10 protein-coding genes are annotated in these 13,160 nt (G+C 38.7%); 6 read left to right on the top strand and 4 right to left on the bottom strand.

Annotation, left to right across the window (positions count from 1 at the left end; all coding sequences use genetic code 11):
• Window positions 1-34: 34 nt before the first annotated feature.
• Complete coding sequence (locus tag EKM69_RS02565) at window positions 35-2,185, bottom strand: LTA synthase family protein (protein WP_125707810.1); 2,151 nt, start codon at window positions 2,183-2,185, stop codon at window positions 35-37.
• A gap of 109 nt (window positions 2,186-2,294) precedes the next feature.
• On the opposite strand from EKM69_RS02565, the gene EKM69_RS02560 reads away from it, so the two are divergent.
• The 4 genes from EKM69_RS02560 to EKM69_RS02545 all read left to right on the top strand — a co-directional run bounded on the left by EKM69_RS02560 (window position 2,295) and on the right by EKM69_RS02545 (window position 6,285).
• Window positions 2,295-2,924: a VanZ family protein gene (locus EKM69_RS02560; protein WP_125707807.1), complete on the top strand. Its 630-nt coding sequence runs from the start codon at window positions 2,295-2,297 to the stop codon at window positions 2,922-2,924.
• A gap of 48 nt (window positions 2,925-2,972) precedes the next feature.
• Window positions 2,973-4,313, top strand: coding sequence for a glucose-6-phosphate isomerase (locus tag EKM69_RS02555; protein ID WP_125707850.1), 1,341 nt, complete (start codon window positions 2,973-2,975; stop codon window positions 4,311-4,313).
• Between the two features lie 598 nt (window positions 4,314-4,911).
• Window positions 4,912-5,244, top strand: a complete 333-nt coding sequence (locus EKM69_RS02550) for a helix-turn-helix domain-containing protein (RefSeq protein WP_125707805.1) — start codon at window positions 4,912-4,914, stop codon at window positions 5,242-5,244.
• A gap of 210 nt (window positions 5,245-5,454) precedes the next feature.
• A complete protein-coding gene (locus EKM69_RS02545) occupies window positions 5,455-6,285 on the top strand; it encodes a DUF4352 domain-containing protein (protein WP_125707803.1) in 831 nt (276 codons plus the stop codon).
• An 80-nt stretch (window positions 6,286-6,365) separates the two neighbouring features.
• Here the strand turns inward: EKM69_RS02545 and EKM69_RS02540 are convergent, their stop codons facing one another.
• Window positions 6,366-7,049, bottom strand: coding sequence for an SLAP domain-containing protein (locus EKM69_RS02540; protein ID WP_125707801.1), 684 nt, complete (start codon window positions 7,047-7,049; stop codon window positions 6,366-6,368).
• Between the two features lie 256 nt (window positions 7,050-7,305).
• Window positions 7,306-9,021, bottom strand: coding sequence for a DUF6792 domain-containing protein (locus EKM69_RS02535; protein WP_125707799.1), 1,716 nt, complete (start codon window positions 9,019-9,021; stop codon window positions 7,306-7,308).
• A 147-nt stretch (window positions 9,022-9,168) separates the two neighbouring features.
• On the opposite strand from EKM69_RS02535, the gene EKM69_RS02530 reads away from it, so the two are divergent.
• Both EKM69_RS02530 and EKM69_RS02525 read left to right on the top strand, forming a co-directional pair.
• The gene (locus EKM69_RS02530; RefSeq protein WP_125707796.1) at window positions 9,169-9,390 is read left to right on the top strand and encodes a transcriptional regulator; all 222 of its coding nucleotides are present in this window, start codon (window positions 9,169-9,171) and stop codon (window positions 9,388-9,390) included.
• Window positions 9,391-9,403: 13 nt separating this feature from the next.
• On the top strand, window positions 9,404-11,506 hold the full coding sequence (locus EKM69_RS02525; protein ID WP_125707794.1) for an ATP-dependent Clp protease ATP-binding subunit: 2,103 nt from the start codon (window positions 9,404-9,406) through the stop codon (window positions 11,504-11,506).
• Window positions 11,507-12,122: 616 nt separating this feature from the next.
• Here the strand turns inward: EKM69_RS02525 and add are convergent.
• Complete coding sequence (add, locus tag EKM69_RS02520) at window positions 12,123-13,151, bottom strand: adenosine deaminase (RefSeq protein ID WP_125707792.1); 1,029 nt, start codon at window positions 13,149-13,151, stop codon at window positions 12,123-12,125.
• Window positions 13,152-13,160: the final 9 nt, after the last annotated feature.

Below are 13,160 nucleotides of genomic sequence, written 5' to 3'. Positions count from 1 at the left end.
TTTGTTGCTGATTTAAAATTGTGACAAATGAGTTTTACTTTTTATTATTACTTTCAACGTAGTCCCAACTATCAATAGATGACCGATCACCATTGAGCTCACTAGCATCAGTATGATACATCGAAGTCGTAGACTGATCATTATTTTTGGAATAGATACTAGTTGACTTGAGTCCCAGTGCCGAGCGAGTATCTAGCAGTCGTTGGATTTGATCAGAGTAATCATATTTTTTCGGATCAACTGGCGTGAAGTTGGCAGGGGTATAAAATCTCAGCAAGTTCTTATTGTTGACTGTGTCAGAAATCTGCAATCGTTCGTTGACCATCTTTTGCCATTTCTTGATTTTCTTTTGTAGCTGAGGTTTATCAGTCAAGTCGACTAATTCGCCAGTCTTATTGAGATAAACATCGTGATCACCTTCGGAATTACGCAAGACGGTGTAACGCGGAGTAATGAAGTTCTTGTTTCTAAAGGCCACGATTTGGTTGTGATCTTTCGATAGCAGATCAGTTCCCATTTCAATGTAAGGTTTGGTATTGATCCCAGCCATGTGCAAAATAGTTGGTAAGACATCAATCTCACCACCGTAAGTGTGGTTCGTGCCACCTTTTAGTCCTTTCATGTGGATCATGAAGGGAACTCTTTGCAGTGAGGCATTATCGAAATCATTCCAGTCTTCAGAACTAGTCCCAAGTAGTGGACCTAAGTCAGGGTTTTGAGAATTTGATAGTCCGTAGTGATCACCGTATAAGACGATCATCGAGTTGTCGTAAATACCGCTGTCTTTTAAGTATTGGAAAAATTCTTTCAAAGCACTGTCTAAGTAGTGAGCTGTTTCAAAGTAACCGTTGACAGTTGGGTTGTCAGTGTCCGGTTTGGTGAAGTTGTCACTGGACATATCTTCTTCAGATAATTGGAAAGGATAGTGGTTCGTTACGGTGATAAATTTCGCATAAAACGGTTGCTGCAATTGTTCCAAGTATTTGGCACTCTCAGAAAGCATCAACTTATCTTTCAGACCGTATTCCATCGTCGAATTTGGCGTGTCTTGATTGAAGTAAGATTCGTCAAAGAAGTAATCGTAACCCATGTTTTTATAAACATCATTTCTACTCCAGAAACTTCCGATATTTCCGTGGAAGACGGCGCTAGTATAGCCTTCTTTTTGTCCTAAAATCGCGGGAGCAGCTTGGAAGGTATTGTCAGTTCCAAGACTAGTGAAGAACGAACCTTCAGGTAAGCCAAAAAGTCCAGATTCGAGCATCGTTTCAGCATCACTCGTCTTACCTTGACCAACTTCATGATAAAAATTATCAAAGCCAATCGTATTTTTATCGTTGTACAAGCTATTGAGGAAAGGAGTAACTTCTTGACCATTCATCTTCATACCGATCAAAAATTGTTGGAAACTTTCCAAGTGGATGATAATAATATTTTTACCCTTAGCTTTGCCAAAATACTGTTTATTTGGTGCAGCGTAGTTTTTGCTCGTGTATTGCAAAACGTGGTCCATGTCGGTCCCAACGGCGGAAGATCGGACTTGGCTATTTTGCGCTGTTTTGATCGAGTCGTAACCTAAGTAAGAATTAAAGCCTAAATACTTAACGATGTAGGCTCGGTCAAAAGTACGTCCTAGTAATTGTGGACGATTGCATTCGGCTATCATCAAATTAAACGAAAACAACATCGAGCCAGCCATCGAAACAGCGAAAGCATTTAACTTTCTAAATTTAGATTTATCGATTTTTATGAAATGAGTTAAAAATAATACTAAAATGATAATGAAGTCGACGAGATAAATAACATCGTGGGGATTAGCCATATTTGCCGCACTGGCACCGAGGCCCTTGGAAACTTTACCAGCGCCGGTGATTGTGTTGACCGATAAAAAGTCGGTAAATTGCCGGTAATACAAAATATTACCGTACAACAAAGCCGATTCCAGTAGGTAAATGATCCCCATCACGATGTAGGAAACTTTTGGTCGATTGATGTATAACGCTAAACCAAGTAAAATTATTGAAGTTGCAAAAGGATTGATCAACAAAATAAAATGTTGGATCGGATCGGCAACTCCTAGATTAAAATCAAGGTAGTAGGCAATGATCGTTTTGATCCATAAAAAGACGACCAACATGGTCATGAAGCCTGCTCGCTTATTCAAGAATTTTTTTAATTTATTCATTTATAAATCCTTTGTTAAAGTTTACTTATTAATTTGAAATAATTAAGCCACAATGAGCTTAATTGCAAGTATAATATTCATTATATAAAAATTGAGAGGGAATGAAAAAATGATATTTTTAGGCCCGCTATACAATTATATAGCAAATCTGTACGCAACTAGAATTAATCATTTTCCTCTTATCCGATTATCTTTTTTTGGAGTGGATAAAGCAATATTATACACGTTGTTTTTTATTTTTCTCCGAATAATTTGGCTACGTCTGAAAAAAGAGAAGCCGTCGTTTCATCATGAGTTTTGGGTCAGCGTCTTCGCGTTTTATGTTTTTCTACTGTTCTTTTTGACCGTATTCAGGGATGGATATTTCTTATGGCAGTTTAAATTTTACTGGCATCGTCCACTGACTGACATCAATATTGAACCGTTTGTTGAAACGTTTAAGCTGCTCGGTGCAAAATCGTCGCTCGATTTTTATTATAATTTGTTTGGTAACATCGGTTGGTTTATTCCCATGGGTATTTTTGTCCCTATGCTCGGTAAGAAGAATCGGGGATTTTGGCGGGTCGTAATGATTGGAGCGTTAATTTCCGTTTCCATCGAAGCCTTACAATTTTTACTTCGGACCGGAGTTTCCGATATTGATGATGTGATAAGCAATACAATTGGAACTGCAATTGGATTTCTGTTATATTTTATTTGTCATATTGTGAAAAAACGTATAAAAGAATTGAAATTATGATGAAAAATGATTAATCTAGTTTTAGAGATATTGAAGGAGAAGAGAAGAATGACACACATTAAATTTGATGATTCAAAATTAGGCAAATTTATTCATGAAAATGAGCTTGGCGAAATGCAAGCCATGGTTACTGCAGCCGACAAGGAATTACGTGAAGGTACTGGTGCAGGTAACGATTTCCGTGGATTCATAGATTTACCTGAAGATTACGACAAAGAAGAATTTGCTCGTATCAAAGAAGCTGCTAAGAAGATTCAATCAAACTCAGAAGTCTTTGTTGGTATTGGTATCGGTGGTTCATACCTCGGTGCACGTATGGCAATCGACTTTCTAAGTTCATCATTTTATAACGTTAAAAATGAACGAGATGTACCAGAAGTTTACTTTGCTGGTAACTCAATTTCTCCTAACTACCTTTCAGATTTACTTGAAGTAATCGGAGATCGTGATTTCAGTATCAATGTTATTTCAAAATCTGGTACTACAACAGAACCATCTATCGCATTTAGAGTTTTGAAGGCTAAATTAGTTGAAAAATATGGTAAAGAAGGCGCTAAAGAACGTATCTTTGCTACAACAGACTGTGCTAAGGGTGCTTTGAAGAGCGAATCAGATGCAGAAGGCTACGAAGAATTCGTTGTTCCTGATGACATCGGTGGACGTTTCTCAGTTCTTTCAGCTGTTGGTCTATTGCCAATCGCAGTTGCAGGTATCGACATCGACAAGTTGATGGAAGGTGCTGCTGCTGCTCGTAAAGATTATACTTCAGATGATCTTACAAAGAACGAAGCATACAAGTATGCTGCTACAAGAAACATCTTGTACCGTAAAGGTTACACAACAGAATTGCTTGAAAACTACGAACCAAACCTGCAATACTTAGGTGAATGGTGGAAGCAATTGATGGGTGAATCAGAAGGTAAAGACCAAAAGGGTATTTATCCTTCATCAGCTAACTTCTCAACTGACCTTCACTCATTAGGTCAATACATCCAAGAAGGTCGTCGTAACTTGATGGAAACAGTAGTTATGATCGACAAGCCTAGACATGATATTGAAATCCCTAAGGAAGAAAAAGACCTTGATGGTTTGAAGTATCTTGAAGGCAAGACAATGGACTTTGCTAACAAACGTGCCTACGAAGGTGTTGTGCTTGCACATACTGACGGTGGCGTTCCTGTTATGAGTATCCACATTCCAGAACAAGATGCCTTTACTTTAGGTTATTTGATCTACTTCTTTGAAGCTACAGTTGCTGTTTCTGGTTACTTGAATGGTATTAATCCATTTAACCAACCTGGTGTTGAAGCTTATAAGAAGAATATGTTTGGATTGCTTGGTAAGCCTGGCTTCGAAGAGCTTGGCAAGGAGTTGAACAAGCGTCTTTAATTTTTAGGTTTTTTGTTTTAGTGCTGGGAGCTTTTGCTCTTGGCGCTTTTTTGTGGTTAATTTTTTGTTGAGGTGGTTGTTGGGTGGGTGGTTCACTGCCGAATCTGGGAGGGTTCCGGAAATTTCGCTGTGGAACGGTGTGGGCACGATTTTGAGCTATCCGGGAAGTTCGCCAGGACATCTCAAAACTCGGCCTTTCACTAGGCAATGAAATTGCCAAGTGAAATCTCACACCTGACAGCGAATTTCCTCCACCCTCCCAGATTCTAAGGTTATACAAATTTCCTTTTTTTCGTGGGATACGGTACTTATTTTTATGGTGGTATGTTGTTTTGGTTTTTGTTGGTTGTACTTATTCTTTTATGTTATTACTTCATTTTTTTCTTGTATTTATCTATTTTACTAATTTGGTCTTTTGATCGGTTCTTACTTTGTTTGTGCTTTTTCTTGCTGTTTCACTTGCTCCTTCGTCGCTCGTGAAAGCCGCGATTTCTCTTTTTGTTTTGTCAAAAAATTGCTGACATTTTGTGATCTGCCATTTTTTTGATTTTTTTAGGTAAAATATTATTATGTTTATTTTGATTTTAGGGGGAATTACATGCTACCACTAGGGAAGAGGATTAGGGAACTTCGCAAAAAGAAGAAGATGAAGCAAATGGAATTGGCTATTCTTATTTCGAAGACGAAGTCTACTATTTCTAGTTTTGAGCGAGGAACACGTCAACCAAATAATATAGATTTGGTAAAGTTATCTAAAATTTTGGGTACATCTAGTGATTATTTACTGGGAATTACTAATGATCCTTCTTCGAATGATAATGGATTAGTGGCTTCGCAGTTGGACGGTCAATTTCGTAATTTTAGTAAGGATGAGAAAGATTTGATTACTGATTTTATGGATTTTGTTCGATCACGCAGAAACAATGATTAGGTATTGTGTTTTCTTAGTTTTTACAAATGGCGTTGAGAGTTTTTCTCTTGACGTCTTTTTGTTATTTTTTTGATATTTCATTTGGTTGTGTATTCTTTTTGCAAACCATGTTGATGATTAGTATTAATATTATTGTTTTCTATCATTTATTTATTGTTGTGTTAATTGGCATACTTTTAGTTAGGTTTAAATTTATAGGGGGATTTTTTTATGCGTAAGAAAGGGATTTTTGTTGTTGCCTTTTGTTTAATTTTGTTTTTGAGTGGGTGTTCATCTAATCCTAGCTCTTCTAGTTCGGAGCAGGGTAGCGATGCTTCTGAAGTTAGTAAAGCTGGATTTTATCAAGATTTGTCTAAGGCTGATCGGAAAGATTTGTCGTTTTCGTTTAAGGAACACCAAGATGAGACACAGGACAATTCTTCGTCTAAGGTTTACATGATTTCTATGACTGTCAAAAATAAGGGAAATAAGACGGTTAAGTTTGATAAGGCTAAATTTTTGATTTTTAGTGATGAGGATTCTAAGGTTCAATCTGCCTTATCTGGTTCTGTTTCTTTGAAACCTCATAAGTCCGTTAAGGTTAATCAGATATTTGAACAGGTCCCTGAAGATATTTTGACAGGGGACGCTCGTTTTGTTTATTTGAATTCTGATTATGTTTTGGGAAAGGTTTCTGTATTGGGAGTTCAAAAAACTGAAGGGGATGAAGATAGTTCTGCTGATGAACAATCTTCAAATACAAAAAATACTGACACTCAAAGTGACCATACTGCGAGTGAACAACCAGCTGAAGAGACACAGTCCGGCCAAATTACAAGTCCACAACAAGCTATGGATGTTATTCGTAATAATGCTGGTATTTCTGCTGATACTAACATGGGAGTGATGTCTAGTGGAGGGAGCTCATTGACAGAAACTGGTTCCGGAGCCATGGCATATTGGGTCCGAACAAAGGCACACCCTGGCATGTGGTCTGGAAATGCTGATTTCACAGTATTCCCTGATGGAACTTGGAGTCAAGGTCAACCGGCTGAAAATTAGTCCATTTGCAAAAAAAGCCTCACAATTATGTCACGACAACATAATTGTGAGGCTTTTATTATCAGAACTGTGTTGATTTTTTAGTAAGTAATTTTATATGAAGCTGCAACCATACGGTAATAACCGCCAACATCTTGACCCCAAAGGGTAGATATCGTTGATGCAGTTTCCAAATATTCATCGGGAACTTGAGATACTAAGTATGGATCAGCACCTTGTTCAATCAACATTGTCCGACAATCATCTGCAAGTTCTCCCCAACCGGCATATTTCATTGGGTTGAAATCACTGATGTGTTCAACATTTCCTGGTGTTCCTTGTACGTTCAAGAATAACGCTTCGATCCAACCATGACCGGATACTTGATAGAAGGTGAATCCGTATTGGTTGGTGACGATTCTATTAACTTTGTATGATGAACCATATGGAACCATATCGTCGTTGTCGCCAATTTCCCAATTTGTTTCATCACTGTAGATAGGAGTTGACATCGCTTTAACTGTTACTGTCATGTTGTCATTATTACCCACTACATAGTTAACGTCAGAAGCTGCCACGTATTCGTTGGTTGATACTTGGTAATATGTCTGATTGTTCAACGAAATTGTTTGTCCAACTGCCCATGGTGTGTTTGGAGCTAATCCCCTTGTAGCTAGTGATCCATCGCTTTGATAAAGTTGAGCGATTTGACCGTTCGCTTTTGTTGTAGCAATACCACTTGCATCCGCTGTATTGCTAGTTGTTAAAAATACTGTTGCTGCCATAAGAGCAGCGCCAGTTAAGAAAAATGAATTTTTTTCATTTCTCTAATCCCCCCATTAATTTGACTGTTGCTTATGATCCTGATTAGGAAACATAAGCAATAGATTAATTTTAATGGAACTTTAACTGTCATACAATAAAAATAATTTTTACCAATAGTATTTTAAATGATAATCTATCTATACAATCGTGATAAAAACGGAAAATAATTAATTCAATAAAAAGCTCACACCCAATTTTTTTGAGGTGTGAGTTTTTCTATTTATAAATCCGAATCGGTTTTTTATTCATAAAATGTCGTGATCCATAAATAATGTGGAAATAGATTGTTAGGTTCAACATGTCTTTATTTAAGCTCTTTAGGAAAGGCCATTCTCGTTTGGAGCTTTTCCAGACGCTGGCTTGTGGTTCTTTTTCCAAGTATTCGGTTACTACTGTTGGCTTGTCGTTGAAGATGCCTGATTCGTATAAGTAGTTGGCGTAGTCATAAAAGTATTTGTATGTTTCTGGTTGATCGATGTTTTCTCTCAATAGTTTGAATCTGGCTCTGGCGAAGTTGAAGGCGCTGCGGATTATTTGGGCGCCGGTTTGCGAGTCTTTGGTGTAGGCGAATAACTCTTCGAAAAATTTTTGATACGAGTTGATTTCATGAATATCCATGTATTGATGAGGATGTGTCTTGAAGGGGTACTTCCAGTTGTTTAGGTTGTATTCCCATTTTTGACCGACCCAGATGGTATAAGGTAATTCGTAAAAAATTTGGGTTAAGTCTAATTCGAAATATTGATTGATTATTTCTGGATACTCTCGTGGTAGTAATTTTTTGATTTCGTTATTCAATGGTGCTGTAATGGTTTTGTCTTCAGTGATGTTGAAGATTTTTTGCCAATTTTTGTCTGTTAGTAGATCTGGCTTTAATGCCTGAACTTGTCGAAGCTGTACAGGCGCTGAATTCATGGTGTAACCAGCATCAAATGAGTTGTCGACTAATTGGAGGGTCTGGACAAAATGACCTCCTAGAGAGTGTCCTAAGCCATATAGCTTACAATCTTGGTCAATATTGGCTTTCACGTAAGCGATAAATTGTCGAGCAACTTCCATTTGATCTAAGTCGATATTGTTCCCGATCAAAATGGCGTTCACGTTGTAGTCCCAGTCTTTGTAGCCTTCGAGAATGTATTTTTCCATTCGTTTACTTCGTGACCGTTCGGTATAGTCGATGTCGGCTTCAGTTCCCTTGAAAGTAATATAGCATTCTTTGATGCCGTCGATCTCAATCTCATAGGCGATACCCGAGAAACCGCATTCTCCGGCATCAGGGATGATCTCTCTGGCATCGAATGACTCGACAAAACTAGGGATCCGTTTGACCTCACGATAAATCAAATACTTTAAAAAGCTTTCGGTCTTGAAGTCTTCATATAAGTAACGATCATAATCGAATTGCATGAGATCAGTTCGAAAGGTTAGATCATTCAACAATTCTTTTGGTTGGTATTTTTCAGCTCTCAGTGGTGAAAGTGCAGGGAAGTTGTTGGATATCAAAATCTTCATTTGGTTGAGATAACCGCGACTTAAAGCTAAGTCTTCATCAGCAATCAAATTGATCAAATGCTTTAATTTGTTGATCTTTCGATTTCGTTTTGGAGCGATGCTTTTTTCTTGGTTGTGATTATCATCAATATTTTTCAATTTCAAAGCTTTTTCGATCAACTCTGGGTGCAAAGTCAAATTAGTTTGGAAATTTGGCTCTTTTAAGTCAATCGATTCGTTCAAGATAAGGTTAGTTAGACGAGTTTTTTCTCGGTTTAAATAACGGTAACTTAAATAAAGACGCTTGTTTTGATGGAGCAACGCCTTACTGTCTTGCTTGTTAAAAGTTAGTGGTAGTGCCTTGTGGCAACGAAAGTCTAGCAAGTCGAACTGTTCATATATCTTTGCTAGCTTGTCGATATTATTTAGTAATTCCTTCATCTCGTCATTCCTTTTTTTGACTGGTGCATGTTTATTTTAACAAACTAGGGTATAATCAACAGTATAAAATTATTTCACATTTGTGGTATTTCACACTTGTAATATATCACAGATGTGTTATACTATTATTTGTGGAGGATAAGAATCATGTATATAGATATCAAATCTTATTTGAAGGATAACCATTTAACGATTTACGTAATTTCCAAAAAGAGTGGCTACGGATATACCACGCTCCACAAGTCCTTCAATAAAAAACAATCTTCCGCGACATCATTAAATATTAGAGATATAGATGCAATTGCCAAGGCACAAAACTTGGAAATGTGGAGAGTTCTTCGTGATTTGGAGTTGCACTATCTAAAGTGAGGGAGGCTATTTTATGGCTAGATCATTTTGGGATGCCGATCCATTCTCAACAGACAACATGGACGACATTTTCAACAGATTTATGAACTCGAACGATCGGAGCAATTCAGGTACGAGATATTTCGTTAACGGACATGAATTGACTCCTGAAGAATTAGCTAAATATCAATCAGAAAACGCAGGTAAACAAATCCCAGTAAATCAATCAGAAGCAAAACAACCAGCCGGAATTTTAAGTAAATTAGGACGTAATTTAACTCAAGAAGCTAAAGAAGGAAAGCTCGATCCCGTTATCGGACGTGATAAGGAGATCCAAGAAACCGCTGAGATCTTGAGTAGACGGACGAAGAACAATCCCATTTTAGTCGGTGATGCTGGTGTCGGTAAGACCGCAGTTGTCGAAGGACTCGCTCAAGCAATCGTCAAGGGCGATGTTCTGGAAGCTATCAAAGATAAGCAGATCATCTCAATCGACTTATCAGCACTTGAAGCAGGTACACAGTATCGTGGATCATTCGAAGAAAACATTCAAAACTTGATGAAAGAAGTAAAGCAAGCTAAGAATGTCGTTCTGTTTTTTGACGAGATCCACCAGATCATGGGCGCTGGCTCATCAGGGGATGACTCTGGTAGCAAAGGCTTAGCTGACATTATCAAGCCGGCTTTAAGTCGTGGTGAATTGTCCTTGATCGGTGCAACTACCCAAGATGAATATCGGAATACTATTATGAAAGACGGAGCTTTAGCTAGAAGATTCAACGATGTTGTGATCAACGAACCCAGTAAAGAATCGTCTTTTGCCATCTTAAAGGGACTTCGCAAAGCCTATGAAGATCATCATCACGTAAAATTACCAGATGACGTTTTGAAGGCTGCGGTTGATTATTCAGTCCAATATTTACCACAAAGATCATTGCCAGATAAGGCAATCGACTTGATCGACATGACAGCAGCTCACTTAGCTGCTAAACATCCGGTAACTGATAAAGTTACTCTTGAACAAGATTTAAAGGCTAAAGAAACTGCCAAAGAAAAAGCTGCTTTAACAGAAGACTTTGAAAAAGCAGCTACCTTGAAAAAAGAAATTGAACAGATTCAACAAAAATTATCAGCAGGCGATGAAAAACAAGCTGAACCAGTGGCAACAGTCAATGATATTGCCGAAGCAGTTCAGAGATTAACTGGCGTACCAGTTTCACAAATGGGAACCAGTGATATCCAAAGATTGAAGACGATGGGTGATCGTCTCAAGTCGAAAGTAATCGGCCAAGACAAGGCAGTCGACATGGTCGTTCGTGCTATTCGTCGTAATCGGGCTGGATTTGATGAAGGAAATCGTCCAATCGGAAGTTTCTTGTTCGTCGGACCTACCGGAGTCGGTAAGACTGAATTAGTCAAACAATTAGCCAACGACATGTTTGGAAGCAAGGATGCTATTATTAGACTTGATATGTCAGAGTATTCTGATCTGACGGCCGTTTCAAAATTGATCGGTACTTCAGCTGGTTACGTCGGATACGAAGACAATGGCAACACTTTGACCGAAAAAGTAAGACGTAATCCATACTCAATTGTCTTACTCGATGAAATTGAAAAAGCTAACCCACAAGTTTTGACCTTGTTGTTACAAGTTATGGATGACGGACGTTTGACTGATGGTCAAGGTAATGTGGTCGATTTTAAGAATACGATCATCATTGCTACATCTAACGCCGGATTTGGTAACGAGAATAACAAAGATGAAAAGTTGATGGATAAGTTAGCACCATACTTCCGTCCAGAATTTTTGAACAGATTCAACGGAATTGTTGAATTTCATCACTTGTCTAAAGATGATCTTCATCAGATCGTTGATTTGTTGATTGACGATGTTGATAAGAGCTTGGCTAAGAAAGGTTTGTCATTGGTTATTAGTCCTGAAGCTAAGGACTGGTTGATCGATGAAGGTTATGATGAAGCTATGGGTGCTCGTCCTTTGAGACGGGTGGTTGAGCAACAGATCCGTGATAAGGTTGCTGAGTTTTATCTTGATAATCTAGACGTTAAGAGTTTGAGAGCTGATTTGGTTGATGGCTCGATTGTGATTAGTGAGAATTCTGCAGCTCGGGTTGCATAGTTATTATTTTAATAGCGATGACTGGAATGTGGTCATTGCTATTTTTTTGCCTTGAGGTGAGAGAGTTTTTGGCAGACGAGAAGCGTTTTGCTTGGTGCAGGTGTGCTAGAGGTGAGAGAGTTTTTAGCAGACGAGAGGCGTTTTGCTTGGTAGATGTTTTGATGTTTGTTTGGTGGGATAGAGGTGGTAGTTTGTTCGGTGGTGCACTGCCGACTCCGGGCCCCGGGGATACAGACGCTGGAACGTGGTGGGCACATTTTGAACCAATCGAGCAAAGTGCACTCGCTTGTTTCAAAACTGCACCTTTCACTAAGCTCCTTCGTCGCCAAGTGAAATCTCACCACTGAGGTCTGTATCCCCGGGCTCCTCCGTCTAGATAGTGCAACAATCCCCCTTTTTGTGGGTGGGGACCGAGTTTTATAGTGCAAGTTGGCAGTGTTTGCTCGTCCTAGGATTTGTGGTCTATCTCAGTTTCTATGATTGTTGGTAAAACCAAAAACAAAAATCAAAAACAACAGCCAGAAACAAAAACTTAAATGTCAATTCTCAAAGTACAATAACTATTGTTTTGAATGTATTTACTAACTAAAAAAGACCCCGTTGGGGGTCTTTTTTCTTAGCCATCGTATTCTTCGACATACTCATGAATTTGATCGAGGTAGATTTGTTTTTGTTCTTTGCTGATCCAGGATGTTTCGATGGAATTTTTTGCTAATTGTACTACTTGTTCTGGGGTTACCTTGTAGTCTGTTGCTAGGGCCCAGTAGTTGTCTGCTATGTAGCCTCCGAAGTAGGCTGGGTCATCGGAGTTTATTGATACTTTTACTCCTTCGTCTAGTAGGTCTAGGATCTCGTCTCCTTTTAGATCGTTGTCGGTGATCAATTCGTTTGATAGGGGACACGATGTTAGGCCTAGTTGTAATTGGTTTACCCAGTCCACTAGGTCTTTGTCTTCTACTATGTTGGTTCCGTGGTCTAGTCTTTCGACATTGATGATCTCCAAGGCCTGCTTGATGTGGTCGATGGAGTCGATTTGGTCGACGTCGGCGTGCATGGTGATGTGATAGCCTTGTTCTACTGCCAGGCTAAATGGTTGCATGAATTTTAATGGTGGGTTGTGGTGCTCGTCTGAGTCTAGGCCGATGCCTAAGATCTTGTTCCGATATGGTTGGACGGCGTTTAAGAGGTCCATTGCTGATCTGGCTGACATGTCTCTTAAAAAGCACATGATCAATTGGGCATCGATCCCGAATGCTCTGGCGTCGACACAAGCTTGATAAAAGCCGTTGATGACGAAGTTTAACGGAACACCTCTGACGATGTGTGCTTGTGGGTCAAAAAACATTTCGGTGTTGACAACGCCTTGTTCGTGAGCTTTTTTCAAATAAGCCATCGCTAATTCGTAAAAATCTGATTCAGTTTGTAAAACGTTCATTCCTGGATAATAAACGGCTAAAAATGACGCTAGGGAAGTGTAGTGGTAAGTTGCTTCGACATCTTCAATTGTAGATTGGCCAATGTCAATGTTGTTTTTCTTAGCTAATTTGAGTTTTAGTTCGGGTTCTAGTGTTCCTTCAAGATGGACATGAAGTTCGGACTTTGGTAATCCTTCAATAAACTCTTTTGAAACTTTTCTAGGTAACATATATTCACA

It is taken from the genome of Companilactobacillus zhongbaensis (assembly GCF_003946515.1).
Lineage (GTDB): Bacteria > Bacillota > Bacilli > Lactobacillales > Lactobacillaceae > Companilactobacillus > Companilactobacillus zhongbaensis.
Note: the sequence above shows the minus strand (reverse complement) of the source record. Positions and strands in the feature narration are given on the sequence as shown.